Origin of the sequence: Cylindrospermum sp. FACHB-282, assembly GCF_014697195.1 — a bacterium.
In the GTDB taxonomy this organism is placed as follows: Bacteria; Cyanobacteriota; Cyanobacteriia; order Cyanobacteriales; family Nostocaceae; genus Cylindrospermum.
In genome coordinates, this window is the sequence record NZ_JACJRJ010000001.1 from 192,375 (window position 1) to 215,551 (window position 23,177).

General features: G+C 41.1%; 17 protein-coding genes. 10 read left to right on the forward strand and 7 right to left on the reverse strand.

All coding sequences use genetic code 11. The features are described from left to right. The first annotated feature begins 206 nt into the window (after nucleotides 1–206). Nucleotides 207–2,135 (forward strand): hypothetical protein, encoded by a 1,929-nt coding sequence (locus H6G32_RS00860; protein WP_190453403.1) that lies wholly within the window; start codon nucleotides 207–209, stop codon nucleotides 2,133–2,135. A 176-nt stretch (nucleotides 2,136–2,311) separates the two neighbouring features. Here the strand turns inward: H6G32_RS00860 and H6G32_RS00865 are convergent, their stop codons facing one another. After that, the gene (locus H6G32_RS00865) at nucleotides 2,312–2,899 is read right to left on the reverse strand and encodes a Uma2 family endonuclease (RefSeq protein WP_190453406.1); all 588 of its coding nucleotides are present in this window, start codon (nucleotides 2,897–2,899) and stop codon (nucleotides 2,312–2,314) included. A 225-nt stretch (nucleotides 2,900–3,124) separates the two neighbouring features. On the opposite strand from H6G32_RS00865, the gene H6G32_RS00870 reads away from it, so the two are divergent. The 3 genes from H6G32_RS00870 to H6G32_RS00880 are packed head-to-tail and all read left to right on the forward strand — an operon-like array spanning nucleotide 3,125 to nucleotide 6,841. Then, nucleotides 3,125–3,946 (forward strand): PD-(D/E)XK nuclease family protein, encoded by an 822-nt coding sequence (locus H6G32_RS00870; protein ID WP_190453409.1) that lies wholly within the window; start codon nucleotides 3,125–3,127, stop codon nucleotides 3,944–3,946. Then, entirely contained in the window at nucleotides 3,943–6,234 is a 2,292-nt protein-coding gene (locus H6G32_RS00875; protein ID WP_309232549.1) for a Piwi domain-containing protein, read from the forward strand. Before H6G32_RS00870 ends, H6G32_RS00875 begins: the two co-directional genes overlap by 4 nt. A 43-nt stretch (nucleotides 6,235–6,277) precedes the next feature. After that, a complete protein-coding gene (locus H6G32_RS00880) occupies nucleotides 6,278–6,841 on the forward strand; it encodes a Uma2 family endonuclease (RefSeq protein ID WP_190453412.1) in 564 nt (187 codons plus the stop codon). Nucleotides 6,842–6,886: 45 nt separating this feature from the next. On the opposite strand, the gene trpE is transcribed toward H6G32_RS00880, so the two are convergent. The 3 genes from trpE to H6G32_RS00895 form a co-directional block, all read right to left on the reverse strand. Then, nucleotides 6,887–8,401, reverse strand: a complete 1,515-nt coding sequence (gene trpE, locus H6G32_RS00885) for an anthranilate synthase component I (RefSeq protein WP_190453415.1) — start codon at nucleotides 8,399–8,401, stop codon at nucleotides 6,887–6,889. A gap of 101 nt (nucleotides 8,402–8,502) precedes the next feature. After that, complete coding sequence (locus tag H6G32_RS00890; RefSeq protein ID WP_190453418.1) at nucleotides 8,503–8,922, reverse strand: photosystem I reaction center subunit II PsaD; 420 nt, start codon at nucleotides 8,920–8,922, stop codon at nucleotides 8,503–8,505. A 181-nt stretch (nucleotides 8,923–9,103) separates the two neighbouring features. Beyond that, complete coding sequence (locus tag H6G32_RS00895) at nucleotides 9,104–11,089, reverse strand: DICT sensory domain-containing protein (RefSeq protein ID WP_190453421.1); 1,986 nt, start codon at nucleotides 11,087–11,089, stop codon at nucleotides 9,104–9,106. Between the two features lie 711 nt (nucleotides 11,090–11,800). On the opposite strand from H6G32_RS00895, the gene H6G32_RS00900 reads away from it, so the two are divergent. Next, on the forward strand, nucleotides 11,801–14,086 hold the full coding sequence (locus H6G32_RS00900; RefSeq protein ID WP_190453424.1) for an amylo-alpha-1,6-glucosidase: 2,286 nt from the start codon (nucleotides 11,801–11,803) through the stop codon (nucleotides 14,084–14,086). Between the two features lie 125 nt (nucleotides 14,087–14,211). Here the strand turns inward: H6G32_RS00900 and H6G32_RS00905 are convergent, their stop codons facing one another. After that, nucleotides 14,212–14,541, reverse strand: a complete 330-nt coding sequence (locus H6G32_RS00905; RefSeq protein ID WP_190453426.1) for a DUF2973 domain-containing protein — start codon at nucleotides 14,539–14,541, stop codon at nucleotides 14,212–14,214. A gap of 271 nt (nucleotides 14,542–14,812) precedes the next feature. Next, the gene (locus H6G32_RS00910) at nucleotides 14,813–15,130 is read right to left on the reverse strand and encodes a DUF2605 domain-containing protein (RefSeq protein WP_190453429.1); all 318 of its coding nucleotides are present in this window, start codon (nucleotides 15,128–15,130) and stop codon (nucleotides 14,813–14,815) included. A 407-nt stretch (nucleotides 15,131–15,537) separates the two neighbouring features. Here H6G32_RS00910 and thrS point away from each other — a divergent pair, with 407 nt between their 5' ends. The 3 genes from thrS (at nucleotide 15,538) to H6G32_RS00925 (ending at nucleotide 20,577) form a co-directional block, all read left to right on the forward strand. Continuing rightward, nucleotides 15,538–17,382, forward strand: a complete 1,845-nt coding sequence (gene thrS / locus H6G32_RS00915; RefSeq protein ID WP_190453504.1) for a threonine--tRNA ligase — start codon at nucleotides 15,538–15,540, stop codon at nucleotides 17,380–17,382. A gap of 239 nt (nucleotides 17,383–17,621) precedes the next feature. Next, on the forward strand, nucleotides 17,622–19,310 hold the full coding sequence (locus H6G32_RS00920; RefSeq protein WP_190453432.1) for an NAD(P)H-quinone oxidoreductase subunit 4: 1,689 nt from the start codon (nucleotides 17,622–17,624) through the stop codon (nucleotides 19,308–19,310). Between the two features lie 115 nt (nucleotides 19,311–19,425). After that, nucleotides 19,426–20,577, forward strand: a complete 1,152-nt coding sequence (locus H6G32_RS00925; RefSeq protein WP_190453435.1) for a three-Cys-motif partner protein TcmP — start codon at nucleotides 19,426–19,428, stop codon at nucleotides 20,575–20,577. Here the strand turns inward: H6G32_RS00925 and H6G32_RS00930 are convergent. Further along, the gene (locus H6G32_RS00930) at nucleotides 20,567–21,343 is read right to left on the reverse strand and encodes a DUF5131 family protein (RefSeq protein ID WP_190453437.1); all 777 of its coding nucleotides are present in this window, start codon (nucleotides 21,341–21,343) and stop codon (nucleotides 20,567–20,569) included. The genes H6G32_RS00925 and H6G32_RS00930 overlap by 11 nt on opposite strands. 159 nt (nucleotides 21,344–21,502) lie before the next feature. Between H6G32_RS00930 and thrB the strand changes: the two genes are divergently transcribed. Then, a complete protein-coding gene (gene thrB / locus H6G32_RS00935; protein ID WP_190453440.1) occupies nucleotides 21,503–22,417 on the forward strand; it encodes a homoserine kinase in 915 nt (304 codons plus the stop codon). 38 nt (nucleotides 22,418–22,455) lie between these two features. After that, nucleotides 22,456–22,965, forward strand: coding sequence for a hypothetical protein (locus H6G32_RS00940; RefSeq protein ID WP_190453445.1), 510 nt, complete (start codon nucleotides 22,456–22,458; stop codon nucleotides 22,963–22,965). Nucleotides 22,966–23,177 lie beyond the last annotated feature (212 nt).

Consider the following 23,177-nt stretch of genomic DNA (forward strand, 5'->3'; position numbering starts at 1 on the left):
TGTATAACTGCGAATAGAATTCATCAGATATTTTTGCCACAATAGAATGCTCTTGTTAATACCGTTCTAGATCAGGTATTTCTCAAATTGGCAAAGTATTCGCAATCACCATACCATCCAAACTGACTTGATAAATTGCTAATTAAATAAATCATCTATCTAATATCTAAATCAAGGCAAATTTATACAAGCTGGTGGATTCACTAATGTCTATTTACGATCCAATTCAACAATTTATTACCTGGCTACAAGCCTTTGAGCATCGTCTTTTACAAAACGAAGTTGATGTAGCAAAAAAGTTTATTTTACCTATGTTTCAATATCTCGGCTACCCAGAGAAATCCAGGTATGATCAATACCCTTTGAAAATGCATAATCTCGGAAACCAACTAATAAATTCAGAAATTGCTCAAATTTATTTTTCTACAGATGAAATTGAAAAACAAAATGCAGATACAGCAGTCATTATTATTCAAATTGAAGAATTGCGAAAAACAAATTTATGCCAAGCGATTGAGCAAGCTAAATTTTATAGCGTTCATCTAAAACCATTATTCTTTATTGTCACTAATGGATATCATATTAAGGTTTTTCAGCGCCTGGGCTACTATAAGGAAGAATTAGTAATTGATATTACTATGGATGCGCTTAAAAATCCTCATATAGCATCAGAATTTTATAAACAGCTAAATTATAACTTTCTTAGAAATATTGATAAATATGCATCCAATACTTTGTTATATGCCAAATATAAATTAATAGAAAAAATCATTAAAAATTATCCAGATTTACAGAAAACTTTAGAAATAGGTGATTTTCAGCCTAGCAATGCACGAAAAAATAACTGCTTAATTGTCGTGAAACCTAAAGTGGCAATTGAGTGCAATTTGCCTAAAGCTTTTGTAGAAGGTAATTGTATAATAGAGTTCAGTAGTCTCATTTTAAGAGGTTTAAAGATTAGCTTAAATCATCAATATATTTTAGGCAATTTTATGACGGGGATGGACACCAAACCTGATTGGGGATGCCGTTCTTTTCTTAGACAACTAGATGAAAATGCTTTTGAGGTATATTTAGGACAAACAACTGTAATTTTATCAGACTTAGAAACGGCTGACTTGTGTTTGTGTATTGATGCAGTTTGCCAAGAATACCAAAAGACAATTATTGAATTTGAAAATGCTCTAGAAACATGGAATTTTCAATTTATAGAATTTGCAGGTATTCGAGGTTTTTATCTATTTTCTGTTGAGCAAACATTGTGGGAGTTAATGCAGAAGTTTGCTAATGAATTTGATTATGCTCAAGGGAAATCAGAATGGCATATCTTCCATCAAGAAGATATATCAATTCGCATAAGTCGCGGTATTCGTGATCATGCTTTTATTTTGCCTAAATATGGTGGTATTTTTTCTCTTACCCCTAATAATCAAATTAATATAATCTACGCGTTAAATGATGTACATTTACAATCTTTAGAACGAGGAAAAGTAACTTCATGGCAACAAGATATCGGCCCACGGGGAACTTGGACAGCTAGATATACTAAAGAATGGTTATTAGAAAAATATATCCCTAAAGTTATTAATTATTATTCTCAGCATTCACAAGTATCTGAAGCTGAATGGCTATCAAAAATCACCATTTATCAATATGAGCGTGCGTCTATTAAAGAAATTAATGATATTAGAGATTTAGTTCCTTTTCTGCGGGATATCCAATCTTGGCTGCATATATATAGAGAAAATATTTCTGCTTCTATCTTGCGTCCATATTATAAAGCTTTTACAGATTTGGTGCGAAATACTGATTCAGCGATTTTGGGTATGGATTATATTATGGGAAATTTGCGGGGTGTTGAGTGGAAGAATTCACCAGAGCAAATTAATCTTAATTCACTAGGATGGACTTTTAAAGATGCGCTGAATTGTTTAGATGCACAAGTTGTGAAGATAAATAATTGTGAGTATGAGAAGAGTTTGCAAGCAGATTTAATCACTCGAACATTTATCTGGATGATAGAACATGGGAAAATTTCTTTTTCTCAATCTCAGATTAATGCTGCTAAACAGGCTTTGTTACCGCTTTGGAAATTAAGCCGCTTTCAAATACGTCATGTGTATCCTAATCGATAGTTAAATAGGAAAATTCACTTAAAATAAAGCTTGTAGTAAGGACTTTAGTCCTTAAAAATCCGTGAGCATAACTAAAATGCCGAACGAATAGATATATTTTACAAAGGTGAGATTCTTTCTCCCTAAATATCCTTTAGTCGAGCGATAAATCGCTCACTACAAACAAAATCTGCATTTTATAAAATTTGGGTTAAATCTAAGATAAAGCCTGGTAGAATATTTTCACCAGAAAGGCTAGGAGGATTTTTCAAAATTTCGATATCTTGCTGAGGACGATAAATTTCTACACGCTTGTTTTTCCTGTCTATCAGCCAAGCTAATTTAACTCCATTATCGATATATTCTTGCATTCTCTTTTGCAATGGTTTTAAGTTATCGCTGGGAGAACGCAATTCAATGACGAAATCAGGTGCAATAGGTGCAAATTTACTTTGTTGTTCTGGGGTTAAACTATCCCAGCGTTCTTTTTTAATCCAAGCAACGTCAGGAGAGCATTCTGTACCATTGGGAAGTTTAAAGCCGGTGGAAGAGTCGAAACCTTTACCTAATTTAGTTTGTTTATTCCAAATTCCTACTTCAACAGCGATATCAAAGTTACGATTACCTGTATCGCTGCCGGTTGGTGACATAATTAGTAGTTCTCCCGATGCTGTGCGTTCAAATCTCAAGTCGCGGTTGTTTTGACAGAGTTGAAAATATTGGTCGTCTGTTAAGTCGATTTTTATTTTCAGGGTAGGAGGTAAAGTGGTTGTCGTTGGGGACATAGGTTTAACCGCAGGATATTACTTTCTAGTTTAGTGCTGTGGGGTATAAAGATAAAGATGTTTAATATAAAAGTCTAATAAACCGAAATATTACATCAAATTTGACAAGTAAGTATAATTAATGTAAAATTTATTGTTATCCCCCTAAGCACAGTTCTTACTTATGATCCTAATTTTTCAAGATAATGTTTCAGGTACCAACTTCTATATCTGGACTATATAGAAATGAAAGAACCCTACATACCATCTGCGAGTTATAACCTATGGTCAATGTTTAAGCCAGCAGTGGGAAAAGAAGAATGGTATTGTGATATGAAAAGAGGCTTTACAAAAGTTCGTCATAAAGAACCTGAAGTTAAGGCACTTTTAGATCAAGACACAATACATCAAGAAATTGGTAAATTGGCACAAAGGGGAGTTTACGAATTTCATCAAGATATAATACTGTTAGAAAAGTCTGATGGTGTAGAAATAGTTGCAGAAATTCTGAAATTAAAAGAAAAATCAGATGAAGCTCAGGTACGAGTTATTTCTATTCTGCATAAATATTATCAACAACCCATTTTATTAGAAAAAAATATCATTAGCCTTAGCAGCGGTGATGAAGGATTTCCTAACCCAATTCGTATACAGCAAGGAAGTTATATTTTTAATCTATATGCACCTACTGACTGCATGTTTAGTGAGCCAGATGGTAAAGTCCACATTTTAGACTTCAAGACAGGTAAATCAAATTTTGACCGACGACAAGCTTACGTATATTTGTTAGCTGCTAGTTATCTTCATCCACAACAACCAGCTATTGCTTCATTCTATAATTTAGAAAATGGCTTGGCTTCTGAAATAATTACAGCTAGTGCTGAAAAACTAAAATTTGTAGAAATAGAGCTAGAAGAAATATCTAAACGTCATGAAAATGAAAAGAGACTTTATAGAAAAAACTTAGATGATTTTGCCAAAATATTTCCGCCAAATCCAGGTATTACTTGTAAGTATTGTGCTTTTAAGTCAATTTGTAAGTTTTCTCAATGTGAGGTTGTTCAGTGATTGTCAATACTGCAACTGTTAGTCAATCTGAACCATTTTATTCCAGCGAGATTTTTAGACTGAAGATTTTATCTCCTAGTATAATATGTTTTCAACTTACTCCTAAAGTTGAACAGGATGAAGGTATTCGTCTGAGCTTCCATCTTAGTCGTATTTTACCTAGTATAGTCATTATTTGGCATAAGCCCTATTTTTATGCTGTGGGTAAATGCAAAGAATCTATTAATGATTTACTTACAGAGTGGAAAGATATACTAGAACAACTTTTCCTAGAAGGATTTACAGACTTTAGCGAACAAAGTTGGGATTTTCAAGAAGTACCAATTACTCAACCAGTCTCACCAATTATTATTGCCCAATTAGCCTATCAGGTATTAAAGTCAAGCAATCCTTACCCCTTTTTGTCAAAAATTGATTTTGCCAAAAATAATGTTGAAGTCAGACGTACAATTAAATTTTGGGCAGAAACTATTGAAATAGAAAATATTGAAGAACCTGCTATTACCTTAACTATTGAAAGCAAGTTTTTAATCAATAAAAATTTAAATGAATATTATTTAAAACATCCAGATAGCCACAATCCTGATAAATTGTTAGTTGGACTAAGAGTTCAAGATCGTTCCCATGATATATCAAGTATTGGCACTATCACCAAACTTATTATGGACTCTACACCAGAACATAGAGAAAAACTTATTAACCAGGCAAAACATGAAATTAGTAAGCAAGCACTTCGAGATGCTTTATCTGAAAAAATCTTAGTTGCTGTCCAGTTTGGTAAAAATAAAAAAGTTTATGAATATGGGATGGCAGCTTTGCGTCTCCGCATTACACCTGAAACAGCTAGTCGGTTTGGGGCAGACTGGGGACAATTACTTAAGGAAACTAAAATTCCATATCAAAAGCGGCAAGAGCTTTTGGTTTACTACAAAAGAGAAGCTGACAATGCTTTATCTGCATCTGGTTATGGATTTAAGTTAGAACAAAGTATCAACAGCCGTCACTATTCAGAGTTATTTTGGCAACCACCAGTTTCGATTGAAAATACTAAGTTAATATTTGGCAACGGATTTACTTATAATCAAAGTCAAATCCTTGTCGGACTCTCTAAAGGTGGTGTTTATCGTCGTCACGAGACATATTTAAATCCATCAAGACCCATTCGGATTACTGTATTGAATTTATGTGATTTAACTTTAGATGAGTTTATTGATAAACTCAAAGTAGCTTTAAAAAGCTATAAATTTGAGGGGCTATTTGTTACTCAATCAATATCACTAAAAAGTTTGAGTGGAACTGAGGCGAGAGTAAAAGCAGAGAGAGCAGTTAATGAATTAATGGATACTCCACCTGACATAGTTTTGACGTTTTTACCCCAGTGTGATCGTAAAGCTGATGAGCAAGCGGGAGGTAGTCTTTATCATACAATCTATGACCTATTAATTCGTCGCCAGATAGCTAGCCAGATCATTTACGAGAATACCTTGAAGAATGCCAAAGATTATAAATATATTCTTCAGCAGGTGGTTCCAGGAATACTGGCAAAACTGGGTAATTTACCTTTTGTTCTAGCTGAAGCTTTACAAGTAGCTGACTATTTCATTGGTTTGGATATTTCAAGACAGTCTAAAGCAAAACTTTCCGGGACTGTAAATGCTTGTGCGAGCATTCGTCTTTATGGCAAGCAAGGTGAGTTTATTCGCTATCGGCTGGAAGATGCTTTGATTGAAGGTGAAGAAATTCCTAAAAGAGTGCTAGAAAGATTGTTGCCAGCAAAGGAGCTACAGGATAAAACTGTACTGATTTATCGTGATGGGCGTTTTTGCGGTCAAGAAGTAGACAACCTCCTAGAATGGGCTAAAGCAATTGGCTGCAAATTGATATTAGTGGAGTGTAGAAAATCTGGAATTCCTCGACTATATAAGATGGTTGATAAAACTATAACTGATAACAAAGTAGAGAAAATTCTAACTGCACCCGAAAAAGGTTTAGCACTGCGTATTTCTTCTAGTGAAGCACTTTTGGTAACAACACAGGTTACAGAAAAAATAGGTCTTGCTTTTCCTCTACGCTTAACAATTATTAATACAAACCACCCAGCCTTAATATCTCCTCCTATAGAAGAGGTAGTTGAAACTACTTTGAAGCTCACTTTGTTGCATCATGGAGCATTAAAAACGCCTCGCCTACCAATGCCAGTATATGGAGCGCACAAGACAGCTAAATTGCGATTAAAGGGGATTTATCCAAGCAGTATGTTAGAGGGCGATCGCCAGTTTTGGCTTTAGGATTAACCTTAAATATAATTTTGGCAGGAGCGATCGCACCACCATGACCACAACGCTACACCAAAAAATCACCTTAGCAGAGTTCCGCAAACTGCCAGAAACCAAGCCTGCTAGTGAATTTATCGATGGTAAAATCTACCAAAAACCGATGCCACAAGGTAAACACTCGCGACTTCAACTTAAATTGTGTAATGCAATTAATCAAGTAGTTGAAGAAGAACAAATTGCTTTAGCTTTTCCAGAACTACGCTGTAGCTTTGGTGAACGTTCAATTCTGCCAGATGTGACAGTCTTTGGTTGGGAAAGGATTCCTTTTGATGCTGCTGGGGAATTTGCAAATAGCTTTGAAATTTATCCCGATTGGACTATTGAAATTGTCTCAGCAGAAGAAAACACTACCAAAGTAATTAGAAATATTCTCTACTGTTTAAAATACGGTACAAAGTTAGGATGGTTAATTGACCCAGATGAACGGGTGATATTAGTATTTTTACCAGGACAAGAGCCTTTAGAAATAACTGGCGATGAACGCTTACCAGTACCACAATTTTTGCAACTGCATCTAACATCTACACAAATATTTACATGGCTCAAACCAGCAAAATAAAACTCCTGTTACCCCCTCCTTGCTTCCGGGGAGGGGGTGGGTTCTTCAACGCAAACAGCGAATTGCTTCTAACAACCCTCTAGCTTTATTTAGGGTTTCTTCGTATTCTTTCTCTGGTTCAGAGTCAGCCACCAAACCGGCACCGGCTTGGACTGTGACAATATTATCGTGTAATACCATTGTGCGAATGGCGATCGCACAATTCAATTGTCCTTCAAAATCGTAATAGCCATAGACACCAGAATAAACACCCCGACGGCTAGGTTCTAACTCATGGATAATTTCCATCGCCCTGATTTTCGGTGCACCGCTGACTGTCCCCGCGGGGAAGCTAGCCTTGAGCAAATCCCAGGCATTCTTATCAGGGGCTAATTTACCCACCACATTACTCACAATGTGCATCACATGAGAGTAGCGCTCAACTACCATTAATTCATCCACTCTCACACTACCGCTTTGGCAAACACGCCCTAAATCATTCCGTCCTAAATCGACCAGCATGACGTGTTCAGCAATTTCTTTGGGGTCTTGAAGTAAATCTTCGGCTAGGGCTATATCTTCTTGGTTTGTCTTACCCCGTGGACGTGTCCCCGCAATTGGGCGGACTGTTGCTATTGTGCCACCATCAGGATCACGTTCTGCTTTCACCATCACTTCTGGACTGGAACCGATGATTTGCCAATCTTTAAAGTTAAAGTAAGCCATGTAAGGCGAAGGATTAATCTGGCGCAGCGAACGGTAAAGAGCAAAAGGATCGCCTGTGTATTCTGTTGATAATCGCTGGGATATGACTACTTGGAAGATATCGCCAGCTTTAATATATTCTTTGGCTTTTTCGACCCTGGCGCAGAAATCTGGGCGGGTGAAGTTGCTGGTGTATTCATCTGCTCCCCCTTTTTGCCTGCTTTCTGGTGATGTCCAGGCTAATTTGGTATTTTGTGGCGATAGGGGTAGAGATAGCTTGCTTACCATTTGGGTAACGCGATCGCACGCTTGTTGATATGCTGCCTCTAAACTCACTTCTTTGTCACGTAAATCAGCGTAGGCGATCGCCCAAATTTTCCGCTTCACCTGGTCAAAAACCAACAGGTGGTCTACCTGCATCCACAATCCATCCGGGATATTTCTCTCATCCGGTGGATAAACTGGCACTCGCGGCTCAATCCAGTGAATCAATTCATAACCCCAAAACCCAAACAAACCGCCAATTCCTGAAGGTAGCTCTGGTAACTTCACTGGGTAATAAGGGGCAAGACATTTAGATAATGCTGTAAAGGGATCGCCTGTAAACACATTCTGGGAACCATCCCGCTGTGTTTGAATCGTGCGATCTCCCCTTGCTTCCAAAATCCACTGCGGATCGCCACCCAATAAACTATAACGTCCTAGTTTTTCTCCACCTTCCACCGATTCCAACAAAAAGCTATAGGGCTGATCTGCACAAACTTTATACCAAGCAGATACAGGCGTATCTAAGTCTGCTATGCATTCCTGATACACAGGCACAAAGTTGCCTTCTAAGGCTAGCTGGGAAAAATGGGAAAAATTGGGGAATATCATAAAGGGATTCGCAATTGGGTATTAGGTAATGGGTAATCGGTAATGGGTAATCGGTAAGAGTTTTTCCCATAACCAATTACCCATTACCGATTACTTAGTCCCTAAGCGTCGTGGGTAGCTTTACCACTAAACTTGAGTTGTGCAGGATTAGGGTTTTGTCCGATGCGGCGTGGTACATAACGCACTTTATCACGACCTGGGTTAACCTTTTCAGGGAAGACGCCATCAGCCGGGTGAATTAAAGTGGTTTCTCCGCTGGGTAAAATCCGGTAAATTTTGTAGTCTGTGATTTTGAATTTCCGGAGTTGACCACCCAAGGCGATGCCTTGTTCTTTCCGAGCTATGTACAGGAGGTTTTCGCCCTTCCGCATAGTGGCAGCGCCACCTGTAGGCAATTCAAATACCTGCTCTTTGGCGCTAGTCCAAGTGATAGCGTACTTTTCTTCTTGATCTGCTTTGCTCAGGAGTCCACCAGTGCTGCCACCATAGAGCGGCGTTTGTCCAGATAGCTTTTCTGCCATAAACTATTCTCTCAACGTTTAAGGTTTTTACGGCATCGTAACACCGCTACTTGGATCATATTGCGATCGCGTCATAGACTGTAACAGTTTGGTAATGGGTAATTGGTAATGGGTAATTGGTAATGGGTAATTGGTAATTGGTAATTGGTAATTGGTAAAACTTTTACCCAGTAAAGAGTCCCTAGTCCCCAGTAGTGCCTTGAACTATGGGGATGGTGAAATGAAACTGACTGCCTTGGTCTTTGCCCGTTGACTGTGCCCAAATTTCGCCCCCCCAGCCATTGACAATTTGGCGAGAAATTGCTAGCCCAAGACCAGTGCCGCCGGTGGTACGGCGCAGCGCTCCCTCTTCTTGATAGAAGCGGTCAAAAACTATTTCCAGGCGGTTGGGTTCAATGCCTCGTCCGGTGTCAGCCACGGTGACTTCAACCATCTGATGAGAATTGCGAGCAGCCTCAATCGTGATCTGTCCTGACGAGGGTGTAAATTTGCAAGCATTGTCTATGAGTTTTGCCAGTACCTCCACCAGCCAATCACCATCAGCCCTAACCAAAGGCAGGTTTTCGGCAATTTGAATTTTGATTTGCGGCGGTTTATCCTCAGCAGAGCGCGAGCGAAGTCGGCTGAGTGCTAAATCTACACATTCTTGGAAACTGAGAGATTCTGAATGCCATTCCACTCGACCACTTTCTAAGTTGGAAAGCGTTAAAAAATCTTGCACCAGTTTCCGCATTCGTTCTGAGTCAGAAAGAGCCGTGTTCAGCATCACCTGTTGCAACTCTAGGGGCATATCTGGCTCGCTAGCGAGACTTTCCAGGCACACTTGAATAGTAGATAGGGGGGTACGGAGTTCATGCCCAGTGATAGCTATCAGGTTGCTGCGGGTGCGGTCTAGGGCTTCTAGCTGCTTGTTAAGTTCTTCTAGGTTGGCAAAGGCTTCCGCTTGGATCAACGCTGCTCCCACTTGGGTAGCGATCGCTTTTACCAAATCCAACTCCCCAGATTGCCACTCATGGGGTGGCAGACGGCAATAGTGTAACTCCACAATACCCAACAATCGCCCCTGATAAAACACTGGTTCCATCAACCAAGAACGAATGGCAAACTTTTTGGCAATTAAGGAAAGCGCCGCCGAACTCGTAACGCGATCGTCAATCAGCGTATCAGTCACACAGACGCCTTCACCCTCTTGGATAATTTCCCGAAATAAGGGATTGTTCTCTAACTCCCAGGTTTGCCCGCGCACAGAGACAATGCCAGGATTCAAAAACTCATGTTCAATAATCGCTTGGCCATCCGTGGCTTGAGCGCGATAAATTAAACAGCGGCAAGTTCCCAAGTGCTGCCCCAATTCTTGTGCTGCCACATTGAGAACTTCGCGGGGATCAAGCGATCGGCGAATAGCCGTGCTAATCGAGTTAACCAAGCGTTCTTTCCGGGCTTGGGCGGTGATGGAACGGTAAGCCTTGTGCAATTTGTACTGACTAGCTTGCAGATAAGTTACTAAGCGCTGCACAAAGGGGTCAGTATCAATATCACAAGCATACTCATTCAGGGCTGCGGTTCCAGAGTTACCTCTTGGCTCGCCGAGTCCAAACCGCTGGCGTGCCTCCTCAATTTTGTCCGCCAAGACTGGTCTATAAACCACAATCCTGTCTAATAGCAATTGGGCTGCTTTTAGACTGACACCCCGCTCCGATGTCCAAATCCCCTCGAATCTTCGCCCTGTGTCCGTATCCAAACCAGGGCTGATTTCCGGAACTTGTTTGTTTTTAGCAATGGAGCCAAGGCTTTCCCGGCAAACCAAACAAGTAGCATAATTATCAGCAATCACCACCAAATGCCACTCTTGACTTAAGCCATCCTCTGGCTCAAAGGCTACTTTTTCATAGTATTCCGAGCTATTGGTGAAATCCGTTTCCGGTGCAGATAATACATATATTTGGTCACTTCGCTGGGAAAGCCGTTGGTAGCGATGAGCTTCTTGACGGTAAAATCGCTCTCGTTGGAAACTAGCAATTACCAGGGGCTGGAATAAAGTCGCAGCTAACACCTGATCTTCCATCGCATGGGAGAGCGCCGTTAGTGAAGCCTTGAAATATAGCTGGGGCCGCAGGTAGGGTAGTGACTTTAGCAGATCACTCAGCACAGAAGTCGAAATACTCATGAATATCGTTAAACGCCCAATCTGGAAAAGATCCACCTCACAACTGCATTGTACAAATTACAACGGACTCACAAGTTAAACAGAAAGTTGCGATATGTAAAGAATGCTCAATGGATAGTCTGTTTTTTTGTAATCTCTGGCAGTTAAGCCTCTATAGCCTCTATAAGAAACTGGTATACTTAACCTAAAGTGAAGCACGGGATTTAGGCAGCTACAGTCAAAGGTTAGTATTTTTTTACTTAATTTTCTAAATATCTACATATTCCAGTCTATAGTTCGTTTCCATCTAAATCAAGCCAATCAAGGTTTGTGAATCAAGGTCAGTCAGATTGGTGTAACTAATTACTGCTGAGTCGAAGGAGAAAGTTGAATAAGCTGAGTATTCCCTATGTCTAGTATCGCTGAATGTTCAGCAACCAATAAATCAGCTAAAAATCCCCAATTTCCAGCCTTGACTTCAGATTTAAAACATATACATTTATAGGATTTGCTAATGTCAGTTTGATGCCTGCCATGATACAAGCAGTGTGTGAGGATTGTTTTGGTGTTAATGGCTCAAATGATTTATCGAGAACATCTTTTTACTGAAGTTTTGATGTCTCCCACAAGTCGCCCTCCAGGTGACTAGGATGGAGACTGAACCTCAGACTTATCTTTTGTTTACCCGAATACGACCGCGCAAATTTAGACCTGTACACGGAACTTTGGCCCATGACACCGGATACACTAATCACACCGGAAAAGATTTTCTTGGATGGAAAAACTTTTATTCCCGCCGAACAATTACCTATCCCGGAATGGCCTTGTGTTGTCAGTGAGAGACAACAGCCAACTCTGACTGTTAAAGATGATGATTTATTTTTGGTGACAGACACAATGGGGAACATTTCTGGTTGTTCCCTCAATGATGGCAGCCCCAGTATGGGACTATTTTGCTGTGATACTCGGTTTCTAAGTCGCCTAGAGTTGCAGATTGATGGGCGATCGCCTGTTATCCTCAGTAGTACCGCTGAAAAAGGTTTCTCCCTCTCAGTTTTGTGTACTAATCCTAAAGTCGAAGATCGTCTGAAAGCGGATACTGTGGGGATTCGCCGGGAATTTGTACTCAATGGGGCCCTATTTGAAGAATTAGAAGTCTCTAACTTCAGCACTACAACCGTCAGTTTTGAACTCAGCCTCAGCTTTGATGCAGATTATGTTGATTTATTTGAAGTCCGAGGTTTTGGCAGAGAAAAACGGGGGAAAATTTTACGACTATTGGAATCCACCCATGAGGATGTTTCATCTACTCTTGTCGATGGCGCTAAACTCCCCCAGGTTCAAGCTTCTAGAGAAGAATCCCTAACACTGGCTTATCAAGGTTTAGATGGCTTGGTGATGGAATCCCGGATCCAATTCCAGTATCGCCAACCAGACTATTTCAAGGGTTACACAGCAGTTTGGCAGTTAGAGTTGGCTTCTCACGAAACCCAGAAACTGGGCTACCGGGTGAATATGCTGACAAACAACAAGTCCAGTTCTACTGTGAATGCAGCTGTCACCTTAGTACAGGCAAAAGCTGCTGAGTTGATGGAAGAGCAACACTGGGTACAACAAATTACACGCATTAGCTCAGATAAAAGTATTTTCAATCGAGTGATTGAACGAGCTGAACAAGATATGTATTTGTTGCGCCAGTCTTTTGGCAAGTATAAGACTGTTTCGGCTGGAGTACCCTGGTTTTCAACGCTGTTTGGGCGAGATTCCTTGATTACAGCTTCCCAAACCCTGATGTTAAATCCGCAAATTGCCAAAGAAACTTTGATTTTACTGGCGGCATTTCAAGGAAAAACTGAGGATGAATGGCGCGAAGAGGAACCAGGCAAGATTTTGCATGAGTTGCGCTTGGGGGAAATGGCTCGTTGTCAGGAAATTCCCCATACACCTTACTACGGCACAGTCGATGCCACTCCCCTGTGGTTGATGTTGTATGCTGAGTACTACGCTTGGACTAATGATAAAGAAACCATAGAGCAACTTTGGCCCAATGCCTTAGCAGCAATGGAGTGGATTGATCACCATACCAAAGAAACTGGTTATCTGAGCTACTACCGTAGATCTAAACGCGGTCTGACAAATCAAGGCTGGAAAGACTCTGGTGACTGTATTGTAGACGCTAGAGGCAACCTCGCCCACGGTTCAATTGCCCTTTGTGAAGTGCAAGCTTATGTTTATGCGGCAAAAACTCGCCTTGTAGAAATTGCCAGAATGAGGAAGCGTCTTGATTTGGCAGAACGCTGGCAAGAAGATGCCAGAGAACTGAAGGTTCGTTTCAATAAAGACTTTTGGATAGAAGATCAAGACTTCTGCGCCCTAGCGTTAGATGGAGAGGGAAATCAAGCAGACAGTATTACCTCTAATCCCGGTCACTGTCTGCATTTGGGCATTTTCACACCGGAAAAAGCCTACAGCGTGGCAGAAAGGTTACGAGCACCAGATATGTTTAATGGTTGGGGGATTCGCACCTTGAGCAGTTTGTCCCCTGCTTACAATCCGATGGGATATCACATTGGTTCAGTTTGGCCCCATGATAATTCCCTGATTGCTATCGGATTGCGATCGCTTGGTCTAATCGATCAAGCCCTGGAACTTTTCCAAGGTTTATTCGACATGACTAATCAGCAGCCCTATCAGCGTCCTCCAGAACTCTTTTGTGGCTATGAATTAAATGGTGATAACGCCCCTGTGCATTATCCAGTTGCCTGTACCCCCCAAGCTTGGGCTACTGGTAGTATTTTCCAACTGCTGCAAATGGTCGTCAACTTGGTGCCTGACGCGCAAAATAACTGCTTGCGAATTATCGATCCTGCTTTGCCAGAGTCAATTAATCGTCTGTCATTACACAATTTGCGAGTTGGCCCCACCATTCTAGATTTAGAATTCGAGCGTTCTGGTAGCACTACTGCTTGTCGCGTCGTTAAAAAACGGGGTAATCTCCGAGTGGTGATTGAAGCGTAAATAAGGAACGTCAGAATCAGGATTTACAAGATTTGAGGATTTGAGGAGAAACAGAATCAGGAGGAAGATACATTTTAAATCCTGTTCATCCTTTAATCCTCAAAATCCTGATTCTGACAGATGAATTAGGCTTCCTCTTGACGCTCACTTTTCTGACCTGGGGAAGCTTCATAAAGAGCATCTAACTGTTGGCGAGCATCTTCTACATTAATCGAACGCATTACCAAAAGCGGCTCTTTAATTAAATTACCTGCGCTATCTAGTAACTCTGGATGGGGTATAAACCTTTTTTTTGATGCATAGTAGTCAAAGTTGCCTTGGTTGCCGATTGATGAAGGTTTCGTCGCATAAGTCCGCTCACGATCAAAACTAAACATCACCAGGTTGCGAATTAAATTAGCAACAGCTATAAATGCAAGAATAGTAAAAGCAAGAATGTAAAGTAGGTGTAACATCGAATTTTCCTCCAGGGGCGGCAAGTTTTAAAATCTTATTTTGTAGCGCTTCTCTTCCGTTATCTAGTGATTCACAGCTAAGGCAGATATTTTATGCACTCTTTGTGCGCCTATTTATATGGGGCGATTTGTTAACCTTTATTTAAATAAACGTAGCATGGGATACATTATTTTGTGAATAAAAATAATGTTAAGGATTTTTTCCTATCTGTTCGACTTTATATTCGTCTTGCTGTTGCCCATTCGTCTGCCACAGATAGATCGGATAGATTCAGACTTCTCGCGCTTCACGGGAGCGCCTTGCTACATTCCAGCATTCTGTTACCAATTGATGCCAAGGCTTTAAGGTTGCCATATCAATACCGACTTGTTCTCCAGTTGCTGCAAACAGCACCTTTGCTGTGGTCAGTTCCGCCTGTGCTTGGTTAATCCGCAAGAGCAAGTCAGATTGCTCTTCGTTACTCATAAATGAGAGTTGCTCAGTTTCCAGCATTTCGCGCGATCGCGTAAACCAATATTGAAAATCTTCTAACAGCGGTTCCAAAACTGTTTTTAGCAACTCAGTCCCTGGTAAATTAGAGTCTCGCATAAATTGAGAAGATACTTCAAACTTTCTTACTAAAGATTAACATTATTTATTATTCTTAACATTTTTCTCAGAATATGTCTTTAAAAAATATTTGTAGCTTATGCTACTTTTTTAGTATATGGGCTAGTGAAAGGGTTTGTATAGTTACCTTTGGAGGTGTATTTATATATCCGAAGGCATAGCTGGGATCGGATGGCAATCAAAAATGATCAATGAGGCTATGGGAAAGTCTGGGAATACACAGGTAAAGTACTCCTGGATGCTTTTTCTTTGGGAAACTTGGTTTGAACTTGGGCCGCTATTATAAATTAAGAGAATCCACTGGTTCTGGCGATGGCGTCATCATCAAGTGGGCTATTGCCTCCTGGGATATATTTTTCAGAACTTCATTTGTAATCACTTCGCCAATGGTTCAACAGCCAATGTCGCCTAATCAAGCTCCCAATAAGTTAGAACAACCAGAAAAAATTTACTTACCGCGTACCAGCGAATCGGAGAAGTTAAAAAAAATTCGCCATACAGCTTCCCATGTGATGGCGATGGCAGTACAAAAGCTGTTTCCCAAGACGCAAGTTACAATTGGCCCCTGGATTGAAAACGGATTTTACTACGACTTTGATAGTCCAGAACCATTTAGCGACAAGGATCTAAAAGCCATCCAGAAAGAGATGGTGAAAATTATCAACCGCAAACTGCCAGTAATTCGGGAAGAAGTTAGCCGAGAAGAAGCTGAACGCCGAATTCAGGAAATTAAAGAACCTTATAAGTTAGAAATCCTGGGAGATATTAAATCCGAACCAATCACAATTTACCATTTGGGTAATGAATGGTGGGATTTGTGCGCTGGGCCCCATTTGGAAAACACCAGCGAAATTCACCCCAAAGCCATTGATTTAGAAAGCGTTGCTGGTGCTTATTGGCGTGGGGATGAAACCAAGGCGCAATTACAACGCATCTACGCTACTGCTTGGGAAACTCCAGAACAATTGGCTGAGTACAAGCGGCGGAAAGAAGAAGCGCTACGGCGAGATCACCGCAAACTGGGTAAGGAACTGGGATTATTTATCTTTTCTGACCAAGTGGGGCCGGGTTTACCTTTGTGGACGCCCAAAGGTACTTTGCTGCGGAGTATCTTGACAGATTTTCTCCAGCAGGAACAGATCAAACGCGGTTATTTGCCTGTGGTAACGCCCCATATTTCCAGAGTGGATTTATTTAAAACCTCTGGACATTGGCAGAAATACAAAGAAGATATGTTTCCCTTAATGGCGGAGGATGAGGAAGCAGCAGCTTTAGAACAGGGCTTTGTTCTCAAGCCAATGAATTGCCCTTTCCACATCCAACTATATAAGAGTGAATTGCGTTCTTATCGGGAACTCCCAATGCGGCTGGCGGAATTTGGCACTGTTTACCGCTATGAACAATCAGGGGAATTGGGCGGTTTAACAAGGGTGCGCGGTTTTACTGTGGATGATTCTCACCTCTTCGTCACCCCAGAACAATTAGACAGCGAATTCCTCAGCGTTGTAGATTTAATTTTGTCGGTGTTCAATAGTTTGCAACTGAAGAATTTTAAAGCTAGACTCAGTTTCCGCGATCGCACTAGTGATAAATATATCGGTTCCGATGAAGTTTGGGATAAAGCCGAAGGTGCGATTCGCCGCGCTGTGGAAAAGTTAGGAATGGAATATTTTGAGGGTATTGGGGAAGCGGCATTTTATGGCCCCAAGTTAGACTTTATCTTCAGTGATGCTTTAGAAAGAGAGTGGCAGCTGGGAACGGTACAGGTAGATTACAATTTGCCTGAACGCTTTGAGTTGGAATATGTTGCCGAAGATGGTTCCCGCAAACGTCCGGTAATGATTCACCGTGCGCCTTTTGGTTCGCTGGAACGGTTGATTGGGATTTTAATTGAAGAGTATGCGGGTGATTTCCCTTTGTGGTTAGCACCGGTGCAATTTAGATTGCTGCCTGTGGGTGAAGACCAGCTAGATTTTACTAAGGATGTGGCGGCGAAGTTTAGAGCTTTGGGAATTCGTGCGGAAGTTGACACTAGTGGCGATCGCTTGGGTAAACTAATTCGCAATGGGGAAAAAGACAAAATACCTGTGATGGCTGTGGTGGGGGCTAAGGAAGTGGAAAGCAACAGCTTGAGTATCCGTACTCGCGCTGCTGGAGATTTGGGCGCTATACCTGTAGATGAGGTGTTGGAGAAGATGAAAGTGGCGATCGCTAATTTCCAGAATTTCTAGCAAACTATAGTCTGGGTAATTCCCACTAGCGGTAAGGTTAATTTCACCTACCGCCCTTTAATATACACCCCACATCCCTTGCTGTCTGTCGGTGGCAAGGGGTATTTTTTCAACGCAGAGGCATACAGAGTAAAGCGCAGACTACACAGAGGGTATACCTGGAATAAAGATTCTAAAGAAATTGTTACAAAGTTTAGTAGAATGACATCATTCACAGATAAGTATTTTTTCTTATATACATGATAGCGGATCAATTTCCCTGGCTTACCGCGATTGTTTTGCTACCACTCATTGCTTCCCTGCTTATCCCTGTGCTGCCTGATAAAGATGGCAAGCTCGTTCGGTGGTATGCACTGGGTGTAGGTATTGCAGACTTTGCCTTAATGTGCTATGCCTTTTGGAATCATTACGATGCCAGCAGTGCTAGTTTTCAACTTGTGGAAAATTATGCCTGGATGCCTCAGTTAGGTCTAAGCTGGGCAGTATCAGTTGATGGACTTTCAGCCCCCCTTGTGCTTCTAGCAGGATTTGTTACCACACTTTCGATTTTTTCAGCATGGCAAGTTGATCGCCGTCCCCGCCTCTTCTATTTCCTCATGCTGGTGCTGTATTCCGCACAGGTAGGGGTGTTTGTCGCCCAAGACTTGCTGCTGTTTTTCATCATGTGGGAAGTGGAACTGATTCCCGTATACCTACTCGTGTGCATTTGGGGTGGGCAAAAACGCCGCTACGCAGCTACAAAATTTTTACTGTATACCGCAGCAGCTTCTATATTTATATTGGTAGCAGCTCTGGCAATGGGTCTATACGGTGGTGGCGATGTGAGCTTTGATATAGCCGCCCTCGCCATGAAGGAATATCCCCTTGGTCTACAACTGCTGCTATATGCCGGTTTGCTGATTGCTTTTGGTGTCAAGCTAGCTATTTTTCCCCTGCATACTTGGTTACCCGACGCCCACGGTGAAGCCTCTTCTCCAGTATCGATGATACTAGCTGGTGTACTGCTGAAGATGGGTGGATACGGGCTGATTCGCCTCAATCTTGAACTGCTTTCTGATGCACATATTTACTTCGCACCAGTTCTGGCCATTTTGGGGGTTGTCAATATTATCTATGGTGCCTTAAACTCCTTTGCTCAGACGAATATGAAGCGGCGTTTGGCTTATTCGTCAATTTCTCACATGGGTTTTGTACTGCTGGGTATTGCGTCTTTCACCGATTTGGGTATCAACGGCGCGATGTTGCAGATGCTCTCTCACGGTTTAATCGCATCGGTGTTATTCTTCTTAGCAGGCGTAACCTACGATCGCTCCCGTACAATGGTAATGGCAGACATGGGCGGTATTGGTCAAGCAATGCCTAAAGTTTTCGCCCTATTTACAATCAGTGCAATGGCGTCTTTAGCTCTCCCTGGTATGAGTGGCTTCGTCGGTGAACTCTCGGTTTTTGTCGGTTTGACAACTAGCGATGTCTATAGTTCAACCTTCTGCACTGTGACAGTTTTCCTCGCCGCTGTGGGAGTAATTCTCACACCAATCTATCTACTTTCGATGTTGCGAGAGGTATTTTACGGATCTGGTGCAGCGCTAATCTGCGACATTAACAATGTAGCCTCGGAAAATTTGGAAGATGAGGGAACAGCTTGTTTTGGTACAGACTGCCTCCTACCAACTGAAACAGTTTATAGTGATGCCAGGCCCCGTGAAGTCTTTATTGCTGCCTGTTTTCTAGTGATGATTATTGGCATCGGTTTCTACCCCAAAGTGGCTATGCAGATGTACGATGTCAAAACTGTGGCAATAAATGCTCAAGTTCGTCAATCTTATACTGTAGTCGCCCAAACAAATCCCCGCATCTATGCTAGTGGATTCTTGGTTCCTAAAGTTCCAAAGGCTGAGGTAACGCCTGTTTTGGGAACTTTGAAGTAAGCTTGATTTTGCGGGAAAGTGCGTAAACAGCGCTCTTTTTTTAGGTTATCGATTTGACTAAAAACTCTACGCAACCTACAATTACTATATTAGAGTATACATAAATAGGTTGCGTATGAGCAATACTTCCTTCTTTGATGAACAGAAAGAGCAATCCTTAATCAAAGCTAGGATTGTTGAAAAATATTTTTGGGCTTGGGCAAATGTAATAATTGGATATCTAAAAAATACTGAAAGGAAAGGTTGGAACGTTGATCCAAAAATTGCCTATATAGACCTTTTTGCCGGGCCCGGTAGATATAAAGACGGTGCAAAATCGACACCAATAAAAGTTTTAGAGACTGCAATTTCTAATCCAGATATGCAAAATAGGCTGGTGACAGTTTTTAATGATGTAGATGCAGAAAATGTCAATTCTCTTCAAGAAGCTATAAATTTAATTCCTGGGATTGAGAATTTAAAATATAAGCCTCAAGTAATCAATCATGAAGTTGGAGAAAATATTGTCAAAAGTTTTAATGAACTAAAGTTAGTTCCGACATTATTTTTTGTAGATCCGTGGGGATATAAGGGCTTATCACTAGAACTTATTAACTCAGTTGTAAAAAACTGGGGGTGTGATTGCCTCTTCTTTTTTAACTACAATCGCATCAATATGGGTTTAAGTAACGCATCTGTTGAAAAACACATGAATCCGCTGTTTGGAAAAATACGAGCAGATAAAGTGCGTGAGCAATTGAACAACGCACTTAAACCAGAAGAACGAGAATTAATAATTATAGAGGCAATCTGCGAAGCTCTAAAAGAAATGGGTGGAGAGTATGTTCTTCCTTTTCGCTTCAAACATGAAAATGGTAGCCGTACTAGCCACCACTTGATATTTGTGAGTAAGAATGTCAAAGGCTATACAATCATGAAGGACATAATGGCAAAAGAGAGTTCTGACGAGAATCAAGGTGTACCTTCTTTTGAATACAATCCAGCCACTTTTAGACAACCCTTGCTTTTTGATTTTTATCGTCCTCTTGACGACTTGGAAGAAATGCTATTGGATAAATTTGCAGGACAAACAATAAGTATGCTAGAAGTTTACGATCAACATCACGTTGGAAAGCGTTATATTGGCAAGAATTACAAAACTGCTCTTAATAATCTTGAAGCTAAGGGTAAGATTACAGCAGAACCACCTGCTAATAAACGAAAAAAGAACAAAGGTGAAATTACCTTTGCAGATTCGGTAAAAGTTATATTTCCATCTAAGCAGTGATTGCTAAATTTTGTTTTTTTACTTTTAATTTCACTGGAGTATTCCCCCATTTTCTTTGATGCTGCTTCCAAGCATCAGGCATTTCTTCCCATATTATACCATCGAGTAACCTACCTCCAGCCTTAGAAGTTCTGCCACCAATCTGCTTAAAGAAAAATGCAACTTCTGCTTCTTGACATTGGTTACGAATATCCTCTACCCATTCAGTTTTGAGAGGGCGATGTTTTTGTCCAGACTCTCCACCGACAATAACCCAATGAATATCTGTTAAATCAAGATTTAATTCGCCTAAAAGTGGTTCACATGAAAGAAAGCGGACAGCCGCAGGAACTTGACGAAGATAGTTAATACGCTCAACATAGTTTTGATTTTCAACTGACACACCTAACCAGATATTTTCATGAAATTCTAAATGAGAAGATAATTCAAGTAGCCTTTCAGGTCGTTTTGTTAATATTTGATATATATGACAAGGCGTTTTATGTATCACTTCAAATACATTTTGAATAAAATCAAGAGGTACATCTTCGTGAAAAAGGTCGCTCATTGAATTCACAAATATTCTACTTGGAGTACGCCACTTTAAAGGCTCTGCTAACCTTTCTGGATGCAAAGTTAAGTCAAATCCATTTTTGAAATTATTAGGAAACCGTTTAGTCAGAGCTTCTGCGTAACAATGCAAACAACCAGGGCTAACCTTATTACAACCAGTTGTTGGGTTCCAGGTTTTATCTGTCCACTCAATGCCGGTGTGTGTACTAGACATATTACATAACCTTGTAAATTACAAACTCTGCAAATTCTTCTTTTTAGAAGCTTTGATTTTTGTAGTGTATCTGTACTATAACAAAACTCGTGAGCATCTTATCGCTATAGTATCCCCAATACATGAGATGCTAGTTGATAGATTGGTGAGTATTTGCAAATGTCTCTGGTTTCTACTGTCACTGTTACCGTTCCCGCCACCACTGCTAATTTGGGGCCTGGTTTTGATTGCATTGGTGCAGCTTTGGGACTATACAACGAATTTAAGTTTACTCGCCTCGATGAAGGTGGGTTAATTATTCATGTCACAGGTGCGGAAGCTGAACGGGTGCAAACTGATGAAAGTAATATGCTGTATCAGGCGTTTGTCAGGTTATATCAATATATAGAGCAGACGCCGCCAGCAGTGAAAATAGAGATTCAAATGGGTGTACCTCTGGCGCGGGGTTTGGGTAGTTCAGCGACAGCAATTGTTGGGGGGTTGGTTGCGGCTAATCAATTGGCTGGTGTACCTTTGTCTGAGTTGCAGGTGATGGAATTAGCGATCGCCATCGAAGGACATCCTGATAATGTAGTACCAGCCCTAATCGGCGGATGTCGTCTCGCCGCTACCAGCAGCACAGGTTGGGAAATTTGCGATGTTCCTTGGCATGAAAATATTATCCCAGTAGTCGCAATTCCTGATTTTGAACTTTCCACCTCGGAAGCGCGGCGAGTCTTACCCACAGAATACAGTCGTGCTGATGCGATTTTCAACACCGCACATTTGGGATTATTATTGCGCGGTTTGCAAACTGGTAAGGGAGAATGGTTAAGTGCAGCTTTACAAGATAAGTTGCATCAGCCTTATCGCCAAGCTTTAATTCCTGGTTATGATGCTGTGAATGCAGCTGCTGTCGCTGCTGGTGCTTATGGCATGGTGATTAGTGGTGCGGGGCCAACTTTGTTAGCTTTGACTAATGGGTTGCAAGCCAAAGCAGTAGAAACGGCGATGGCAGATGCTTGGAAGCAAGAGGGAATTACCTCAATTGTGCGATCGCTCTCTCTCGATACCCAAGGCGCCAATATATCGTAAACTCAGAAACTCTTACCTCAGCACTCAGCAGTCAATTTATGGAGCAAATTCAAGCAGAAATAGTGGCGCTGCATTCTCAAATTCAAGCACTCCAGCAAGAACGTGCTGCCCTCACTATTAATAATGTCAAATCTGGAGAGCATCATTCACCCCGCGCCATAGTTGAGGCTTATCGCCGCCATGCTAGAGAAAATCCCCAACTGTCTGCTGAACTCCAAGGCATAGATAATGCGATCGCCGCCCTAGAATTTCAGCTAAATTACAAACAAGCCGAGTTAGCCCGTTGGAAAATAGAGTCAAGACGAATTTCCCAAGAGCAGGAGCTAGAAGAAGCCAAAAGAATAGCTCAACTTCATGCCGAGCGAATTAATCAACTAGCGGCCGATCTTGCAGCCGAAATCCGCCTGCTGAAAGCTTGCGCCGATCATCTCAGTCCCATATATTGGCAGGTTTATTACAAGCCTTTCATCACCGGCTTTAAAACAATCTCCGTTCCCTATGTCCGCTCAGATGGGGAAGTTTGGACTATTGTCAACCGTATTGTTTAAACCAATTTAGGTGAATGTAACATTCAATAAATGACCGTGCTATAAACGAAAGATTATAAATGATAACGGTGACATAAGTCGCCGTTTTTTTTATTGACGTTGCAAAAATTTACTTTTACAATAGATGCTCAAGGGATTTAATAAGTATTTATTACTATCTAGCCTCCAAATAAAAACTTCCTAGAGAAAAATATTTACAAAAGTAACGATTC

Excerpts from the sequence above, each read along its gene's own strand:
- thrS (WP_190453504.1), top strand. The coding sequence starts at position 15,538 with ATGGTTCAACAGCCAATGTCGCCTAATCAAGCTCCCAATAAGTTAGAA.
- H6G32_RS00905 (WP_190453426.1), bottom strand. The coding sequence starts at position 14,541 with ATGTTACACCTACTTTACATTCTTGCTTTTACTATTCTTGCATTTATA.
- trpE (WP_190453415.1), bottom strand. The coding sequence starts at position 8,401 with ATGATATTCCCCAATTTTTCCCATTTTTCCCAGCTAGCCTTAGAAGGC.
- H6G32_RS00860 (WP_190453403.1), top strand. The coding sequence starts at position 207 with ATGTCTATTTACGATCCAATTCAACAATTTATTACCTGGCTACAAGCC.
- H6G32_RS00925 (WP_190453435.1), top strand. The coding sequence starts at position 19,426 with ATGAGCAATACTTCCTTCTTTGATGAACAGAAAGAGCAATCCTTAATC.
- H6G32_RS00930 (WP_190453437.1), bottom strand. The coding sequence starts at position 21,343 with ATGTCTAGTACACACACCGGCATTGAGTGGACAGATAAAACCTGGAAC.
- H6G32_RS00910 (WP_190453429.1), bottom strand. The coding sequence starts at position 15,130 with ATGCGAGACTCTAATTTACCAGGGACTGAGTTGCTAAAAACAGTTTTG.
- thrB (WP_190453440.1), top strand. The coding sequence starts at position 21,503 with ATGTCTCTGGTTTCTACTGTCACTGTTACCGTTCCCGCCACCACTGCT.
- H6G32_RS00870 (WP_190453409.1), top strand. The coding sequence starts at position 3,125 with ATGAAAGAACCCTACATACCATCTGCGAGTTATAACCTATGGTCAATG.
- H6G32_RS00940 (WP_190453445.1), top strand. The coding sequence starts at position 22,456 with ATGGAGCAAATTCAAGCAGAAATAGTGGCGCTGCATTCTCAAATTCAA.
- H6G32_RS00880 (WP_190453412.1), top strand. The coding sequence starts at position 6,278 with ATGACCACAACGCTACACCAAAAAATCACCTTAGCAGAGTTCCGCAAA.
- H6G32_RS00920 (WP_190453432.1), top strand. The coding sequence starts at position 17,622 with ATGATAGCGGATCAATTTCCCTGGCTTACCGCGATTGTTTTGCTACCA.
- H6G32_RS00895 (WP_190453421.1), bottom strand. The coding sequence starts at position 11,089 with ATGAGTATTTCGACTTCTGTGCTGAGTGATCTGCTAAAGTCACTACCC.
- H6G32_RS00900 (WP_190453424.1), top strand. The coding sequence starts at position 11,801 with ATGACACCGGATACACTAATCACACCGGAAAAGATTTTCTTGGATGGA.
- H6G32_RS00890 (WP_190453418.1), bottom strand. The coding sequence starts at position 8,922 with ATGGCAGAAAAGCTATCTGGACAAACGCCGCTCTATGGTGGCAGCACT.
- H6G32_RS00865 (WP_190453406.1), bottom strand. The coding sequence starts at position 2,899 with ATGTCCCCAACGACAACCACTTTACCTCCTACCCTGAAAATAAAAATC.